Here is a 17,282-nt window from a genome sequence, read left to right as displayed (position 1 = left end):
CGGCGGAGACTGAGTGTCCGCCGGCCTCGAACCCGCCTCGATGCGCTTGACGATCCACTGGACCGACCGTCCCCGCCCCACCTCCAAGGCTGTTCATCATGGCAACCGTCTATCTGAGTCTCGGCACCAATCTGGGCGACCGACTCGGCAACCTCGAGCGTGCGGTCGCGCACCTCACCGAGGTGCTGGATACGCGGGCCCTCTCGCCGGTCTATGAAACCGCCCCCTGGGGGCTGACCGATCAGCGCGATTTCTACAACCTCTGCGTGCGCGGCGAAACCAGACTCGACGCGCCAACGCTGCTGGTCCGGCTCAAGGCCCTGGAACGCAGGCTCGGCCGGGTCGAGGGCACCCCGTGGGGACCGCGGTTGATCGACATCGACCTGCTCTTCTACGACGATCTCGTCCTCGACGAGCCCGCGCTCAAGGTGCCCCATCCGCGCATCCGCGGTCGCGCCTTTGTGCTGATCCCGCTGCTCGATCTGGTCGACGACCTGCGCCATCCGGCGCTCGATTGCTCGATTCGCGCGCTCGCAGCCGAGGTCGATGCCACGACGGTGCGCCGTTTGGATCCAACCCTTGCGGACGAGTTGATCGAGGCGGATGCGGGGCGTGCGCATTGCGCGTGCCCTCGGTCGTGAGGCCGCGCATGTCGCCCGAGCGATCGACGCGGCCTGACGATCAAAGATGGGGGCCACGATCCGGCGGCGTCCGCAGCGGGTGGGCACGCCCGCGTCCAGGGCGCGGCGGCTCAGGTGCCCGCGGACGTCTCACGATCGGCACGCCCGAGGCGCAACTCGAAGCGGGTCAGCCCGCCCTGTGAGGATGCGCGCGCGGTGCCGCCGTGCGCCTGCGCGATGGACCTGACGATGGCCAGCCCCAGGCCACCGCCCTCGCTGTGGCGGGTACGCGCCGGATCGGCGCGATAGAAGCGGTCGAACAGGCGCGAGAGCTGCTCCGGGGGGATGTCCGGACCGGGATTCTCCACCCTGACACAGACCGCGTCGCGCTCGTGCCCCAGCTCGATCCGCACCGACCGGCCCGCCTCGGTATGGCCAATGGCATTGGTCAGCAGATTGCTGAGCGCGCGGCGCAACATCGAGGGGTCGCCGCACGTCTGCGCCTCTCCGGCCAGCTCCAGACCGACCCCGCGCTCCTCCGCCCAGGCCTCGAAGTACTCGAACAGCGCGCGCGCCTCATCGGCCAGATCGACGACCGTCGTCCCCGGCCGCAGCAGCCCGTGGTCGGCCTGGGCGAGGAACAGCATGTCGTTGATCATGCGCGCGAGCCGCTCGTATTCCTCCAGGCTCGAATAGAGGATCTCGCGATACTGCTCGGGCTCGCGCACGACGCCGAGCGCCACCTGGGTCTGCAGCGTCAGGTTGGAGAGGGGCGTGCGCAGCTCGTGGGCGACGTCCGCGGAAAAGTCCGACAGGCGCCGGAAGCTCTCTTCGAGACGCGCCAGCATGTTATTGAAGTCATCCACCAGGACCTTGATCTCGACCGGCACGCCGGCCTCGGGCAGACGCGCGTCGAGACGGCTCGCGTCGAGCGTGGCGACGTGCGAGGTCACGCGCCGCAGCGGACGCAGACCCATGCGCACCGCTCCCCAGCCGAGCCCGGCGGCGGCGACGGCGGTGAGCGCGACGGAGAGTCCCAGGACATGGCGCAGACTCGCCATGAAACGCTGGTGATGGCCGATATCGATGCCCATGGCCACCCATGCCGACTCGCCTCCCCGCGGCCCCAGCGGCAGCTCGACGAGCACCCCGCGAAAGCCGTACGGACCGCGCCGCCACTGGAGCCAGCGCGGCGGGTCGCCCGCCGCGCGCGACGGCGGCGCGGCCTCGCCCGGCTCGAAGGTGTTGCTCGGCAACAGGCCGGCGCGGCGCTCGAAGATCAGCTCACCCTCTGCCGTGCGCACCCACAACACCATGTCGGGGTGGCCGATGACGATGTCCTCGAGCCGTTTCTTCAGGGCGGACCTCGTCTCCGTGGTGCCCAGCAGACGCTGCACCAGCGCGAGCTTGCCCGAGAGATCCTCGCGATCGAGGGCGCGGAAGTGCGCCGCGACCGCCCGCTCCAGCGTCCACCCGAGCCCGACCAGCAGCGCCGTGGTCGAGAGCGCGAACAGCAGGCTCAGCCGGACGGTCAGCGACGGGGCCCTCACGCCGGCACGTCCAGGACGTAGCCCATGCCGCGGACGGTCTGGATGAGACGCGGCTCGAAGTCGTTGTCGATCTTCAGGCGCAGTCGGCGCACCGCCACGTCGACGACGTTGGTGTCGCTGTCGAAGTTCATGTCCCACACCGACGAGGCGATCAGCGAGCGCGGCAGCACCTCGCCACGGCGGCGCAGGAAGAGCTCGAGCAGGGCATACTCCTTGGCCGTGAGCTCGATGCGCTGCCCCGCGCGCGTCACCCGGCGACGCAGCAGATCGACCTCCAGATCGGCGGCCCGCAGCACGGACGGCTCGCTCGGCGCGCGGCCGCGGCGCAGCAGGGTGCGCACGCGGGCGAGCAGCTCGGCGAAGGCGAAGGGCTTGACCAGATAGTCGTCGGCGCCCAGCTCGAGCCCCTTGACGCGATCCTCGACCTGATCGCGCGCGGTCAGGAAGAGCACGGCGAGATGCGGATGGCCGCGACGCAGCCCCTGGAGCACCTGCCAGCCATCGAGACCGGGCAGCATCACGTCCAGCACGACGAGATCGTACTCGCCGCTCTCGGCCTGGTGGAGCCCATTGAAGCCGTTGTCGACCAGATCCACCACGTAGCCGGCCTCTCCGAGGCCCTGACGCAAGTAGCTCCCGGTCTTCGGCTCGTCCTCGACAATCAAAATCTTCATCGTCTCTCCGATCTGTGACGCGGCGCCGCGGGCCGTTGCGGGCACGCGGCGGGGTCCGTCCGGATGCGTCCAAGGCTCGATGACAGCCTTGTCATCCTCCTGTCATGGCGTTGTGCGGGGTCGCGTCCAAGACTCTGAGACGACGATGACCGGCCGCTCGATCAGGGACGCCGGTCATGTCCGGGGCGAGCCCCGCACGACGAGACGGCGCCGCGGCCCGGACGACAGACCGCGCACCGCTCGGCTTCCATCCTATGAGACCTCGGGAGAGACCGATGAACGCATTCCGATGTATCACCCCCACTGGCCTCGCGCTGACCACCGTCCTGATGCTGCCCGGACTTGCCGCGGCCGAGGCGAGCGCCACGGCGGCGAGCGCCGCGCCCGCCGCGCAGATGCCCGCCATGATGCAACGAATGACGGCGATGCAGGAACGGATGCAGACGATCCGCGCCACCCAGGACCCCGGCAAGCGGATGGCGCTGATGCAGCAACAGATGCACGACATGCAGGCCAACATGGACCAGATGTCGACCGCCATGAGCGGATGCAACATGGTGCAGAAGCGCGGCCACATGGACATGATGTCGGGCGGCATGTCGGGCGACATGGGACCATCCGGCGCCGGACGGGGACCTCACGACCACGCGGGAGCGGGCGCCTCCGAGTGATCGCCGTGCGGGCGGAGGCGATACCGCGTCCAGTCGCCCGGCGGCACTGAGTCGCGCCGAGCGACCCGGGCTCGCGCCCGGCCCGACGCACGGGATCGGGCTCGGGCGGAACGATGTCCGCGTGACCACGCCGTGCCCGGCGGGCACGGCTCATCCTGACACCCCGGCCCCGAGCAACACGCCCCTTCCCCACCAGTCGACCGCACACCCGCCCCGGCCCCACACCGATGACGGGCCCCGCCCGCGCGACAGGCACCCGCGCGCAGGCGCAACCGGCGCGCCGCCGGTTTCCCGCAGCGATCCTCGCGCCCCGCCCCGCGGCGGCTCGATGACAACCTTGTCATGCTCGCGTCATCCGCGCGTTTGCGACCGAGCGGCAGACTGTTCCCCAACGACAGGACGTTGACCCTGGGCCATCGGCCATCACGGGACATCCGGGACACCTGTTCATCTCGTCTGCAATCGCAAGGGGCTAAACCCGATGAAGACTCAACTGACCGCACTCACGCTCGCGCTCCTCGCCGGCCAGGCATCCGCCGGGCACAGCTATGGCGCCTTCGGCACCGGCAACCCGGACCTCGAGGTCGGACATCCCCAGCCGGTGGTCCAGACCGCCCGGGCCGGATCGGACCAGGCGCCCTTCGACTTCCACCAGGGAATGTCCAGCCCGGACATCTCCCCAGTGCCGCAGCGGGCAGATGCCTCGGCGCGGGCCGAAAGGGCATCGTTCGACGCCTATCAGGGCCTCTCCAGCCCCGACATCGCGCCCTGAGGTTGGCTGGCCGTCGAGGCGTGCGGCTCCCTGCTCCCGCGCCGTGCCCGCGGCCCCTGCGACCGCCACCCTTCGGGCCATGCTCACCCCGGCGCAGCGCGCCCGGGGCGATGGGCGAATCAGGCGAAGGCCGGTGGCGGCGCGCCGTCACACACCGACTGGAGCGGGCGGCCATCGTCCGGTCGTCGCTCCGCGACACCACTCGAAACGGAGGAGATCACCATGATAGGCAGCGGATTTGGCGCGGGCGTCGGGATTCACGGGCTGGGCATGGTCCTGTTCTGGGGCTTGCTGATCCTGGGGATCGTCTGGCTGGTGCGGGGCCTCTCGGGACGGGGACCGGCCACGAACCGCGGTGAGCGCAGCGCCCGCGAGATCCTCGACGCGCGTTTCGCCCGCGGCGAGATCGATGCCGAGGAATACGGGCGCAAGCGCAAGCAGCTGACTCGGGACACGCGCATGACCGGCGCGGATCACTGAACTCGAAACGGGGGAATCGAATGAGCCAGACCTTCACCTGCCCGATGCACCCCGAGGTGGTCCAGGACCACCCCGGAGACTGCCCCAAGTGTGGCATGGCGCTGGAGTCCGTCGGGGCGCCGCCCGCCCACACCCGATACGTCTGCCCGATGCACCCCGAGGTGGTCCAGGACCACCCCGGGGACTGTCCCAAGTGCGGCATGGCGCTGGAGCCGAGCACCGCCGCGCCCGGGGAGACGGCCAACCCCGAGCTCACCGACATGACCCGGCGGTTCTGGGTGAGCACGGCCCTCGCCCTGCCGCTCTTCGTGCTGGCCATGCTCGCCGACCTGGCGCCGCAGTGGCTCCCCGCCGGCGTCACCATGCGCCAGGTGCAGTGGATCGAGCTGTTCCTCGCCACGCCCGTGGTGCTCTGGGGCGGCTGGCCGCTGCTGGCGCGGGGCTGGCGCTCGCTCGTGACCTGGAATCTCAACATGTTCACCCTGATCGGGCTCGGCGTCAGCGTCGCCTGGTCCTACAGCCTGATCGCACTGCTGCTGCCCGAGCTCTTTCCCGCGCTCATGCGCCGCGCCGACGGCACGGTCGCGGTCTATTTCGAGGCCGCCGCGGTCATCACCACCCTGGTACTGCTGGGACAGGTGCTGGAGCTGCGCGCGCGCTCACGCACCAACGACGCCATCAAACTCCTGCTCGGTCTGGCGCCCAAGACCGCCCGCCTGATTCGCCCGGACGGGACCGAGGAGGACGTCCCCCTGGATCGGATCGCCCGAGACGACCGGCTGCGGGTGCGCCCCGGCGAGAAGATCCCGGTCGATGGGGTGGTGCTGGAGGGCAGCAGCCGGGTCGACGAGTCGATGATCTCCGGCGAGCCCGTCCCCGTGCCCAAGCAGGCCGGCGACCGGCTGATCGGCGCCACGCTCAACGAGACCGGCGCCCTGGTGATGCGCGCCGAGCAGGTTGGCGGCGACACCCTGCTGGCGCGGATCGTCGCGCTGGTCAGCGAGGCGCAACGCTCGCGCGCGCCCATCCAGGGACTGGCCGACCGGGTCGCGAGCGGGTTCGTGCCGGCGGTGGTACTGGTCGCGCTGATCACCTTCGGCGTCTGGTCGCTGTGGGGACCGGAGCCGCGTCTGGCCCATGCCGTGGTCAACGCGGTGGCGGTGCTCATCATCGCCTGCCCCTGCGCCCTGGGACTGGCCACGCCCATCTCCATCATGGTCGCCACCGGACGCGGCGCGGGGCTCGGCATCCTGGTCAAGAACGCCGAGGCGCTCGAACTGATGAGCAAGGTCGACACCCTGGTGATCGACAAGACCGGCACCCTCACCGAGGGGCGCCCGAGTCTGGTCTCGGTCGAGGCCACGGACGGATTCGATGAGGCGGAGCTGCTGCGCCTGGCCGCCAGTCTGGAGCAGGCGAGCGAACATCCGCTGGCCGCCGCCATCGTGCGCGGCGCCCAGACGCGCGAACTCACGCTCGAACCGCCGGAGGACTTCGCCTCCCACACCGGCCAGGGCGTCACCGGCCGGGTCGCGGGACGCATGGTGGCGGTGGGCACCGCGGCACTGCTCGAGGGGCTGGGCATCGACGGACGTCCGCTCCGGGAGGCGGCCGAGACGCGGCGCGGACAGGGGCAGACGGTGATGCTGGTGGCGCTCGACGGCCGCGCGGTCGGTCTGCTCGGCGTGGCCGACCCGATCAAGTCGACCACCCCCGAGGCGCTCGCGGTACTGGCCGCCGAGGGCGTCGAGGTGATCATGCTCACCGGCGACCACCGGGCCACCGCCACAGCGGTCGCCGAGCAGCTCGGCATCGCACGCTTCGAGGCCGGTGTGCGGCCCGAACGCAAGGGCGCGATCGTCAAGGAGCTACAGGCCGAGGGGCGGATCGTGGCCATGGCCGGGGACGGCATCAACGACGCCCCGGCGCTGGCCCAGGCCCAGGTCGGCCTCGCCATGGGCACCGGCACCGACGTCGCCATGGAGAGCGCCGGCATCACCCTGGTCAAGGGCGATCTGCGCGGCATCGCCCGCGCCCGCCAACTCTCGCACGCCACCCTGCGCAACATCCGCCAGAACCTGATGTTCGCCTTCGGCTACAACGGCCTCGGCGTGCCGATCGCCGCCGGCGCGCTCTATCCGTTCTTCGGGCTGCTGCTCTCGCCGATGATCGCCGCGGCCGCCATGAGCTTCAGCTCGGTGTCGGTGATCACCAACGCGCTGCGGCTGAGCCGGGAGCGGCTGTGACATGCGCAGGGAGCTGAGACATGCGCCGGGATTGGCGCGATTGCCGCGGGGCAGGCGCATCGGGCGCAGGATGCGGTGACCGGGAAGGTCTCTCCCGCCATTCGAGGATGGCCCCGAAACCATCCCGCCTGGCGCAATCCGCGCACCGATCGAAAGGCACCGAACGGATCTTGTGTCGCACCAGGCGGTAATGTAGACGGGGATCCGACGCCAGCCCGGAACACCCCGGGATCGCCTTCTCGAACCTTGCGCCGGCGGACGCGCGATCAGAGGCCCGAACGCGATTGCAGTCTCCCCCGATCGCCGGCGACACCGCCGCAAGGCGCGCCGCGCACCGCCGGATCGACACCAACCGGCAGGTTCTGACGCATCGCGCCGATGCGCTGCTCTTGCACTGCTCCGCCAAGCCACCAAATCAATCATGGATTGATCCAGCCGGGTGCCGAGTGCGCCCTTCAGGTCTCTCCTTGCGGGATTACAGCTATTTGTTGGTTTCACAATAGAGACAGGACGCATCACGTTGTTCAATCGTTACCGATAGAATCAATAGGGATACGATGCAAACTCAAGATGGCGATCAGAGCAATGGATTTCCGGTCTCGACCGGCGACGGCATCTGCAGGGTCCTCGTTTCGAAGGAATTGTCGGTCGTCGAAGCCGTGCCCTTTCGAAACGCCGTCCGTACGCTCTGCGAGGCGTCCGAGCGCCCCATGAAGCTGGTGCTCGACTTCTCCAGGACCAGCTTCCTCGACAGCAGCGGGATCGGCGCACTGGCCAGTTGCATGAAGATGTCCCAGGCCAGCGGCGTCGCACTCGTCGTCACCGAACTCCGCCCGGAGGTCAGGTCCGTGCTGGCCATGACCGGACTCGACAAGGTGCTGACGATCGAGTCGGACGGCTCGAGCCGGGAGGAAGAGAGCACAGTCGATGCTGGTCTCCTGCCGGTCACCCACCCCTCGGTCCGTTCCAAGGCAAAGCGCGTCATCGACGTCCTCGGCTCGCTCATCGGCCTGGGCATCACCGCCCTGCTCTTCATCCCCATCGCGATCGCCATCAAGCGCGACAGCCCCGGCCCCATCCTGTTCAACCAGACCCGCTGCGGCTGGATGGGCAGACGTTTCAAGCTGTGGAAGTTCCGCTCCATGGTCCCGGATGCCGAGGCGCGCAAGGGCGAGATCCGGAACGAGGCCGAGGGGGCCATCTTCAAGGCGCAGAACGACCCCCGCATCACCAGGGTGGGGCGCTTTCTGCGCCGCACCAGCCTGGACGAGCTGCCGCAGTTCTGGAACGTGCTGCAGGGCTCCATGAGCCTGGTCGGCACGCGCCCGCCGACCCCGGACGAGATCGACCAGTACGACGTCCCCGAGTGGCGCCGGCTCGACGTCAAACCGGGCATCACCGGCGAGTGGCAGGTCAACGGTCGCTCGTCGATCAAGAGCTTCGAGGACATCATCCGGCTCGACCTGCGCTATCAGCGCAACTGGAGCCTCTGGTATGACATCAAGCTGATGCTCAAGACCATCCTCGTCGTCTTCAACAAGGACAGCGGTGCCATGTAGCAGTCCTGTCGCGACAGGAGCCCCACCTGTACACGGCGACCGGCACAGAGGCGGCCCAGCCAGGGAGACCGTTCCATGCCCTCGATCCTCTTTCTCACCCCGGAACTGCCCTACCCGCCGCACAGCGGTGGCCGCATCAAGAGCTGGAAGCTGGTCGAACACCTGGGCGCGCACGCCGATCTCGGACTGGCCTGCGCGCTCAAGGGCGACGACGAGGCCCATGTGGCGGACTTCCGACGCCAGGCGCGGCTCGCCGAGCTGGTCAGCGCGCCGGTCAAGGTCCCGCGCACCGCGCGCACGCTCATCGCCAGCTACCTCCGGCGCATCCCGCTCAACGTGCTGCGCACGCGCTCCGAGCCGCTCGCGCGCACGATCAGCGCCATCGCCCCGCGCTACGACCTCATCTTCTGCGACCACTACGAGGTCTTCCAATACGTCCCCAGGGACTATGCCGGGCCGGTCGTCCTGCACGAGCACAACGCCTATTTCCTGATGTGGAAGCGCTATGCCGAGACCGGCGCCAACCCGGCGATGCGCCTGGCGAGCCATCTGGAATCTCTGCGGGTGCGCCGTTACGAGCTGGCGGCCTGCCGCCGCGCCGATCTGGTCTTCGCCTCGCCCAACGACATCGACAGCCTGGTCGAGGCCGGCGCGGATCGCGCAAAGTGCCGCGTGACCTATCACCTCGGCGACGAAACGACCCTGGGTCGGCCGCCGCTCGACTACGCCAGCACCCGGCCCATCCTGCTCTATGTCGGCACCCTGACCTGGGAGGCGAATGTCGACGGACTGCTCTGGTTCCTCGAGACGGTCTGGCCTGAGGTCGGACGGAGGCACCCGGACGCGCGCGTTCAGATCGCCGGCAGGAATCCCGACCCCAGACTGCGGCGCGCCGCGGCGGCGGACCCCAGGATCGAGCTGCTCGGGTTCGTCGCGGACCTGGAACCCCTGTTCCAGCGCAGCCGCGTCTTCATCGCCCCGCTGCGCTTCGGCGCCGGCATCAAGGTCAAGGTCCTGAGCGGCATGGGACGCGGACTGCCGACGGTGACGACCTCGGTCGGCAGCGAGGGGCTGGAGGTCGAGCACATGCGCCATGCCGCCATCGCCGACACCGCCCCGGAGACGATCGCTGCGATCGACACCCTGCTCACCGACCGCGCGCGCTGGGAGGCGATGGCCAGCGCCTCCCGCGCGCTGATCGAGGAGAGCTACAGCTGGGGGCCGCTGCTGCGCGACATGCAGCGCGAACTCGACACCCTGCTCGGAGGACGCCGGTGATGAGCGCCAAGGTCTATATCGTCCTGGTCAACTGGAACGGTTGGGCCGACAGCATCGAATGTCTGGAGTCCGTCTTCCGCCAGCATTACGACGACTACCGCGTGGTGCTCTGCGACAACGCCTCGGCGGACGGCTCGCTCGAACGGCTGGCGGACTGGGCATCGGGCCGCGCGCCCTTCTGCCCGCCGGCGGACTCGCCGCTGCGCCGTCTGAGCGATCCGCCGCTCCCGAAACCGATCGACTTTGCCCGCATCGACCGAGCGAGCGCCGAGCGCGCAGAGCTGGCAACCGACCCGCCCCTGCTGCTGGTCGACACCGGCGACAACCTGGGCTTCGCCGGTGGCAACAACGTCGGTCTGCGCCACGTCCGGGCGCGCGGCGACGCGGACTATGTCTGGCTGCTGAACAACGACACCGTGGTGGAGCCGGACTGTCTCGCCAACATGGTGCGTCGCCTGGAGCGCGAGCCGCGCCCCGCCACCTGCGGCTCGCGCGTGCTCTTCTACGACGACCCCGGGGTCGTGCAGGCGCTCGGCGGCAGCCGCTTCAACCGCTGGACGGCGATCGCCTCGCAGTCCCTCGGCCGCTTCCTGCCCGACGAGACGCCGGTCGACCCCGCCGCCTACGAGCGGCGCCTGGACTACATCGTCGGCTGCTCCTGGCTGCTGCCCGGATGCTATCTCGACGAGGTCGGACTCATGGACGAGCGCTATTTCCTCTATTACGAGGAGATCGACTGGGTGCTGGAGGCCAGGGGGCGATATGCGCTCTGCTACGCCGACGACGCTCGTCTCTATCACAAGGAGGGCCGGAGCGTCGGGACGCCGACGGGGGAACGCACCTCGACGCTCCGATCGGACTTCTACATCTTTCGCAACAAGCTCCGGATCACCCGGAAACACTTTCCGCTGGGCCTGCCGAGCGTCTATCTGTCGTCGATCGTTCAGGCCCTGCGCCGCGCCCGGCGCGGTCAGTGGGACAAGTGCTGGCTGATCCTCGCAATCCTGCTCGGCAAACGCCGATTCAAGGCGCTATGAGGTGTTGGCGACCACACGCCGCGCTCGCGGCACCAGCCCCATGTCCTCGTACAGACAGGCGGTGATCCCGACGGTGAAGGCCGCCGTGGTCAGCCCCTGCATATAGGCCAGCCCCGGATTGAGGATCAGGTTCAGCGTGAGCGCGGTCATCATCATCAACAGCGACCAGATCAGGGGATGATGGACACCGTGCCGCTTTCGGTAATACCAGTTGGTCTTGATCAGGCGGAACAGCACATAGAAATTGGCGAACAGATAGAGAAACACCCCGAGGAAGCCGTATTTGAAGGCCGTCCCGACGATCCCGAGATCGTCCGGAAAGAACTTGGGACCGAAGACATCCTGATAGGTCTTGCTGTAGCCGCTCGATTGGCCGAACCCGATGATTGGATGCTCCAGCGCCGTCTGCCAGGCGATGACATAGGCCTTGGCGCGGACGTCCGCGCCCTCGGCGTTCATGAAGGCATCGACCAGCGTCGAACCGGCGGCCAGCAGCACAATGAGCCCGACCGGCACCACCAGCACCAGCAGATTGGCGCGGTTCGGACGGCTGAGAAAGATCGGATAGAGCAGCATGGCCATGGCGACCGTCGCCATCTGCGAACGGGCCATGATCAGCGACCAGACATAGCCGACGAGCAGAAGCGGGACGACCCACAGGACCTTTCTCAGCAGACTTCGATCCTGGAAAAGACGGATCGATGCATAACAAGTCAGGATGATGAGGGCGAAGGTCGGCGGCTTGAGCCGATAGCCGCGCCATTCATCATAGGTGACCAGATAGGACATGTAACCGGCGGAAAAATAGGCAGCCTCCAGATCGACCCTGTGATAGCTGATGATGTAATTGAGGATGATAATGATGAGGCTGACGACGAACAGCCTGTGCATCTCCTCGACCGGGAAGCCGAGCCTGTAGAGGAAATAGAGGGTCGGCGCCAGAAACAGGATCAGGAACTCACGCGAGGCGAAGAGGCTCGGCATGATGGAGACCCCCGCATTGAGGGCGAATGCGGCCGATGCACTCAGCATCACATAGCCGACGATCAGGGGCGCCGACCAGAACCACCACGACCAGCGAATGGTTCGATCGGTGAGCGCGGTGAAGACCGCACCGTAAAAGAAGAGCAGGAAGGTCAGTGCCAGCCCGACCTCCTGAAACCTGTTGTTCGCGAAATACTTTCCGCCCTGATAGCCGGCAAAGAAGATCAGGATGAACAGGAAACCGACGATGCTCTTGACCGAGAGTCGCACTGAGTTTGGCACTGTGCTTTACACGACGTTGCGTACGAAAACCAGGGGTGAGACGGGGGCGGGTCGTGACATCCTGGCGAGTCGCGTCCGCATGACGATCGATGCGCTATTGGGGATCGCGACATTCCTGGCGCCGAGTCTAATCCTGACGACCGGAATCCGCAGGGCGATCGCGCCAGGACATGTGCAAATGCCGCTGGATGACCGCCTCGTCGGTCAGCGACACGCAGACCGTGCGATCGCCGCGACCGGAGACCCATTGCCCCTGACCAGACGCCGGTCGATCACGCCCCGCCCGGCCACTGCTCGATCCTCCGGGGCTGTCTCCACAGGTGGCCACAGGGGTTGGACACATCAATGTATTGAATGAAAAACCAGGAACCCTTGATGCGATAGCCCTGCCGATATCCGAGACCCGCCGCATCGAGTCGAGACCGTTTCGGGGGGCGTTTTATCCATCGTCACCCGTTCGATCGAGCCATGAGGAGAGACATGTCCAGGATCGCCTTGATCACACCCAGCTATGCCCCGGATTTCGACCGTTGTCGAATCCTCTGCGACAGCGTCGAGCGTTTCCTCTGCGGTCATGACGAGCACCTGATCATCGTCGATCGTCAGGACCAGGCGCTCTTCGCCAGGCTCGTCACACCGCGCACGCGGCTGTTGCTGAAGGAGGAGATCCTGCCCGGCTGGCTGCACAAGATCCCGTTCAGCCGCAAGTGGTGGCTGAATCTGCGCGGACTGCCGGTGCGCGGCTGGATCCTGCAACAGATCGTCAAGCTCTCGGTCGCCGAGGCCACCGCTGCCGACCTCTTCGTCTTCGCCGACTCGGACGTCGTCTTCATCCGTCCCTTCGACTGCGCCGACGTGCTCGACGCACAGGGCCGAGCCAGGCTCTATGCCGGTCCGCGCAAGCCCGAGGACGTGGCCGATCCCAGGCACCGCGCCTGGTATCGCTTCGCCGGCAAGCTCTTCGGGCTCACCGGGGAGGGATTCCAGCAGCACGACTACATCAGCCAGCTCGTCGTCTGGCGGCGCGAGACCATCGAGCAGCTCACCTCGCGGATCGCCGCGCAGGCCGGACGCCCCTGGCAGGCGGTATTGGCCAATACGCTGGATTTCTCCGAGTACGAACTCTATGGCATCTTCGCCGAGCACGTGCTCGGGTCGCGCTCGGGGCACTTCCTCACCGACGCCGAGCTCAGCTACTGCTCATGGCATCACCCCATCGCCAGCCGAGAGGATCTGCTGGGATTCCTGCGGGATATCCCGGATCGCTATCCCGCCGTACTGATCCAGTCCAATCTCGGGATAGAGCCGGCGGATTATGCGAGAATCCTGGGTCAGCTCGAATGAGCGAAAGGAGTCGCCCAAGGATCTTCGATGTCTGTCCGCTCCGTCGCCTATGCAGCGCTCGCCGCCATGATCCTGACGACCGCTTGCTCGTCCTCCGGCCCGATCCGCGCGAAGCAGGTCGTCACCGAAGACGCCTATGCGAACGCCGAGACACGCGTGCGACCGCTCCCCGAGGATGAGCCCGCCATCTCGGCCCGGTCGCTCGCGGCGCGCAAGGAGCGCCCGATCCGCGTCCACTCCGCCGTCGTGCTCATCGACGATGGCGGCACCATGCGCGAGGATGCGCCGCCCCCCTTCGAGACCCGCGCCGCGCTCGCGCGAGCGCTCGCGGGCCGGCTCAAGGCGACACTCTCCCACCCCGGCCCAGACGGTCGCTTGACCACCCGTCCGATCCAGCTCCGCATCGAGCAGCTCAGCGATCGCGACGGCTGGCGTCCCAGGCTGACCGAGGCACTGACCGACGTCGACGCCCGACTGACCGGCACGGGCGGCGAGACCGCCCTGATCCTCTTGAGCCGCGCCGACCGTCTCGACGAGGACACGGTACGCCTGGTCGAGCGCATGCAGGCACGCCGGGGCGATGGGCTCTGCGTGCATCTCGTCACCGTCGGCGACGCGTCGGCCTGCTTCAAGCTGCGCCGATTCGACAGCTGTGGGAGCGCCGTGCGCGACGTCGATATCGCAACCCCCGAGACCATGGCCGCCCATGCCCTGAGACTCTTCTACGGCGACCCGCCGGATAGCGACGGGGATGGCATCCAGGACTACAGGGACAGGTGTCCGGGCACCCGTCCGGGCACCCGGATCAATTGGGAGGGCTGCCCCTTCGACCAGCAGGCGCTGATGCACCTGCTCCCCGACGAGATCGTCCGCGAAGGCCGGGCACTGCCCCCGCCCTCGCGCCTCTAGCCCCGGGAGATCCGATGGAACCGCTCATCTCGACCCGACTCGCACGCGCGCTCCGCCTCGGCCCGATGCTGCTGTTGCTGGGGGGCCTGTCCGGTCTCGCCCAGGGCCAGCAGCTGCCGATCCTGGAGTCGCTCGGCGAGCAGCAGGTCGTCGAGCGGATGCAGGCGGCGCCCGATGGGGACGACGAGCCCCTGGAGCAGCCGGTCATCCCCACGACCCTCCCCGTTGAGTCGCCGCTCCAGCAACCGATACCGGAGGAGCCGGCCTCGGCCATCGAGGAACGCGCCGCCGAGAAGCTCGACGAGGTCAGCCTGGAGGAGAAGATCCAGAAGCAGATCCTCCAGTCCGAGCTGAAGCAGTTCGGCTACGACCTCTTCGACCAGACCCCCACCACCTTCGCTCCGGTCACCGACCTTCCGGTCCCGAGCGACTATGTCATCGGTCCGGGCGACACCCTGGTGGTCCAGGTCTACGGCAAGCTCAACGTGGAGTACAGCCTGGTCGTCACCCGCGACGGCCGACTGCTGGTGCCCGAACTCGGCCCCATCCAGGTCGGCGGACTGCGCTTCGACGAGGTCCGCGACCTGCTGCGCGCCCGCTTCGAGCAGCAGATCGTCGGCGCCAAGGCGGTGACCACCATGGGGGCCTTGCGCACCATCCAGGTCCTGGTCGTCGGCGAGGTCGTCAAGCCCGGCAACTACAGCGTCAGCGGGCTGTCGACCCTGCTGAACACGCTGATCACCTCCGGCGGCGTCAAGCGCACCGGGACCCTGCGCAGGATCGAGCTCAAGCGCGACGGCCAGGTGAGCGCCACGCTCGATCTCTACGACGTCCTGCTCGGCGGAGACACCTCGGGCGACGTCCAACTCCAGCATCGCGACGTCATCTTCGTGCCGCCGATCGGCCCCACCGTCGGCGTCGCCGGTGAGGTTCAGCGTCCGGCGATCTACGAGCTGCGCCGCCCACGCCGCGTCGAGGAGCTGCTCGAACTGGCCGGCGGACTGCTCCCGACCGCCTCGCTGGCCGACGCCCAGATCGAGCGCATCCAGGACGGCGACCGCTACACCCTGGTCGATGCCCCGCTGGACGAGGCCAGCGGCCGGGCGACCCTGACCCGACCGGGCGACACCCTGCGCATCTTCCCGGTGACCCCCTCGATGGACGGCGTGGTACTGCTCAGCGGCCACGTGCTGCGCCCCGGCGGCTTCCAGCACCGACCCGGCATGCGCGTCTCCAGCTTGCTGACCTCGCCGCGCATCCTCAGACCCAACGCCGACGTCTCCTATGGCCTGCTGCGGCGCGAGAGCCCGGAGACACGGCGCATCCAGATCGGCTATCTGGACATCGCAAGCATCCTGCGCCGTCCGGGGGGGCGAGCCGATCTCGTGTTGCAACCACGCGACGAGGTGATCGTCTTCGACCTCGCGGTACCGCGCTCGCAGCGCGTCGCCAATCTGGTACGCGACCTGCGCACCCAGGCCGAGCCCGGCCGCTACCCGCCCATGGTGGTCGATGTCCGCGGTCAGGTCCGCGCCACCGGCACCTTCCCGCTCGCCGCCGAGGCCCATCTGCTCGACGTCATCGGCTTCGCCGGCGGGGTCTTGGAGGAGGCGGACCGACGCTACGGGCTGGTCGCCCGCAAGCACTACACCGGCGGCCGGCTCCAGTTCCTGTCCTTCAGTCTGGATCGTGCCCGCGCCGCGCCGCACGGCAGCGAGAACCTGCTGATCTACCCGGAAGACACCATCTATGTCTTCGACCGGCAAAGCGAGCGCAGCGCGATCATCGCCGACGACATGGATCTGCTCGTGCAGCAGACACCCTATGGCGAGGCCTCCCCGGTCATCTACGTGCGCGGCGAGGTCCGCCATCCCGGACGCTATCCGCTCGAGCCCGGCATGCGCGTCGCCGACCTGCTGCGCGCCGCGGGCGGGCTGAGCGAGGAGGCCTACGGGCTCTCCGCGGAGCTGACCAGCTTCGAGCTGCTGCAAGGCGAGTACCGGGCCGTCCAGCACCGCCAGATCGACCTCGCCGAGGTCGCGCTGGATGACGAGAGCGGACGCATCCTCGAGCCGCACGACGAGCTGGTCCTGCACCGCAAGCCCAACTGGTTGGGACGCGCCAGCGTCACCCTCGCCGGCGAGATCCGCTTTCCCGGCGACTACCCCATCACCCGCGGCGAGACGCTCTGCCAGGTCATCAAGCGCGCCGGCGGACTCACCGAGGGTGCTTATCCATTCGGTGCCGTCTTCATTCGCGAGCGGGTGCGTAAGCAGCAACAGCAGGCCCTGGACCGGATCCAGAACAACCTCGACGACCTGCTGGTCAATCTCTCGCTCTCCTTCGGCGTCAGGAACGACGAGAAGACCCCGGCCGGCGAGCGCAAGCAGGAACTCATCAAGGTGATCAAGCAATTGAAGCAGCAGGAGGCCATCGGGCGCATGGTGATCGATCTCGACCGCGCCATGGCCTGCTCGGACGAGGCCAACATCCAGCTCCAGGACGGCGACAAGCTGACCGTGACCGGGATGCAGGAAGAGGTCACGGTGGTCGGCGAGGTCTACCACCCGAGCTCGCACCTCTACCGCAAGGGGCTGAGCAGCGCCGACTACGTCGACCTCAGCGGCGGTACCACGGTGCTTGCCCGGCGCGATCACGTCTTCGTGATGCAGGCCAACGGCGAGATCGTCTCGGTTCGCGGCGGGGACTGGACGCACCGCGCCGGGCGCGTCAGCGTCACCCCGGGCGCCACCATCTATGTCCCGCTCAACGTCGACCGCATGAACAAGCTTGAGGCCGCGCAATCCTGGACCCAGATCCTCTACCACCTCGGCATCACCGCCGCCAGCCTCAACACCGTCGGACTCTTCGACTGA

General features: G+C 68.1%; 14 protein-coding genes. 11 read left to right on the top strand and 3 right to left on the bottom strand.

The window, feature by feature from the left end; all coding sequences use genetic code 11:
- Positions 1 to 98: 98 nt before the first annotated feature.
- Positions 99 to 641, top strand: a complete 543-nt coding sequence (folK, locus tag EBL85_RS01445) for a 2-amino-4-hydroxy-6-hydroxymethyldihydropteridine diphosphokinase (RefSeq protein WP_123141970.1) — start codon at positions 99 to 101, stop codon at positions 639 to 641.
- Positions 642 to 751: 110 nt separating this feature from the next.
- Here the strand turns inward: folK and EBL85_RS01440 are convergent, their stop codons facing one another.
- Positions 752 to 2,170 carry a heavy metal sensor histidine kinase gene (locus EBL85_RS01440; protein WP_148040503.1) on the bottom strand — a complete coding sequence of 473 codons (1,419 nt, stop codon included), beginning with the start codon at positions 2,168 to 2,170 and terminating at the stop codon, positions 752 to 754.
- Positions 2,167 to 2,844, bottom strand: coding sequence for a heavy metal response regulator transcription factor (locus EBL85_RS01435; RefSeq protein ID WP_123141969.1), 678 nt, complete (start codon positions 2,842 to 2,844; stop codon positions 2,167 to 2,169). The genes EBL85_RS01440 and EBL85_RS01435 overlap by 4 nt, the downstream gene beginning before the upstream one ends.
- Before the next feature lie 275 nt (positions 2,845 to 3,119).
- On the opposite strand from EBL85_RS01435, the gene EBL85_RS01430 reads away from it, so the two are divergent.
- The 7 genes from EBL85_RS01430 to EBL85_RS01400 all read left to right on the top strand — a co-directional run bounded on the left by EBL85_RS01430 (position 3,120) and on the right by EBL85_RS01400 (position 10,887).
- Positions 3,120 to 3,515 carry a hypothetical protein gene (locus EBL85_RS01430; RefSeq protein WP_123141968.1) on the top strand — a complete coding sequence of 132 codons (396 nt, stop codon included), beginning with the start codon at positions 3,120 to 3,122 and terminating at the stop codon, positions 3,513 to 3,515.
- A 481-nt stretch (positions 3,516 to 3,996) separates the two neighbouring features.
- On the top strand, positions 3,997 to 4,287 hold the full coding sequence (locus tag EBL85_RS01425; RefSeq protein WP_123140482.1) for a hypothetical protein: 291 nt from the start codon (positions 3,997 to 3,999) through the stop codon (positions 4,285 to 4,287).
- 222 nt (positions 4,288 to 4,509) lie between these two features.
- On the top strand, positions 4,510 to 4,767 hold the full coding sequence (locus EBL85_RS01420) for an SHOCT domain-containing protein (RefSeq protein WP_190288018.1): 258 nt from the start codon (positions 4,510 to 4,512) through the stop codon (positions 4,765 to 4,767).
- A gap of 20 nt (positions 4,768 to 4,787) precedes the next feature.
- A complete protein-coding gene (locus EBL85_RS01415) occupies positions 4,788 to 7,013 on the top strand; it encodes a copper-translocating P-type ATPase (RefSeq protein WP_123140481.1) in 2,226 nt (741 codons plus the stop codon).
- Positions 7,014 to 7,570: 557 nt separating this feature from the next.
- Positions 7,571 to 8,572: an exopolysaccharide biosynthesis polyprenyl glycosylphosphotransferase gene (locus EBL85_RS01410; RefSeq protein WP_123141967.1), complete on the top strand. Its 1,002-nt coding sequence runs from the start codon at positions 7,571 to 7,573 to the stop codon at positions 8,570 to 8,572.
- 75 nt (positions 8,573 to 8,647) lie between these two features.
- Complete coding sequence (locus EBL85_RS01405) at positions 8,648 to 9,850, top strand: glycosyltransferase (RefSeq protein ID WP_123141966.1); 1,203 nt, start codon at positions 8,648 to 8,650, stop codon at positions 9,848 to 9,850.
- Positions 9,850 to 10,887, top strand: coding sequence for a glycosyltransferase family 2 protein (locus tag EBL85_RS01400; RefSeq protein ID WP_123141965.1), 1,038 nt, complete (start codon positions 9,850 to 9,852; stop codon positions 10,885 to 10,887). Before EBL85_RS01405 ends, EBL85_RS01400 begins: the two co-directional genes overlap by 1 nt.
- Here the strand turns inward: EBL85_RS01400 and EBL85_RS01395 are convergent.
- The gene (locus tag EBL85_RS01395) at positions 10,882 to 12,141 is read right to left on the bottom strand and encodes a hypothetical protein (RefSeq protein ID WP_123141964.1); all 1,260 of its coding nucleotides are present in this window, start codon (positions 12,139 to 12,141) and stop codon (positions 10,882 to 10,884) included. The genes EBL85_RS01400 and EBL85_RS01395 overlap by 6 nt on opposite strands.
- A 492-nt stretch (positions 12,142 to 12,633) precedes the next feature.
- Between EBL85_RS01395 and EBL85_RS01390 the strand changes: the two genes are divergently transcribed.
- Genes EBL85_RS01390 through EBL85_RS01380 form a run of 3 tightly spaced genes read left to right on the top strand, consistent with a single transcriptional unit; the run spans position 12,634 to position 17,282 of the window.
- Complete coding sequence (locus EBL85_RS01390) at positions 12,634 to 13,497, top strand: DUF6492 family protein (RefSeq protein ID WP_123141963.1); 864 nt, start codon at positions 12,634 to 12,636, stop codon at positions 13,495 to 13,497.
- A 27-nt stretch (positions 13,498 to 13,524) separates the two neighbouring features.
- The gene (locus EBL85_RS01385) at positions 13,525 to 14,406 is read left to right on the top strand and encodes a hypothetical protein (RefSeq protein WP_123141962.1); all 882 of its coding nucleotides are present in this window, start codon (positions 13,525 to 13,527) and stop codon (positions 14,404 to 14,406) included.
- Between the two features lie 14 nt (positions 14,407 to 14,420).
- Positions 14,421 to 17,282: an SLBB domain-containing protein gene (locus EBL85_RS01380; RefSeq protein WP_123141961.1), complete on the top strand. Its 2,862-nt coding sequence runs from the start codon at positions 14,421 to 14,423 to the stop codon at positions 17,280 to 17,282.

Origin of the sequence: Marichromatium sp. AB32 (genome assembly GCF_003718675.1) — a bacterium.
Lineage (GTDB): Bacteria > Pseudomonadota > Gammaproteobacteria > Chromatiales > Chromatiaceae > Marichromatium > Marichromatium gracile.
The sequence above is the reverse complement of the archived record's forward strand: the minus strand, read 5'-3'. Positions and strand labels throughout refer to the sequence as shown.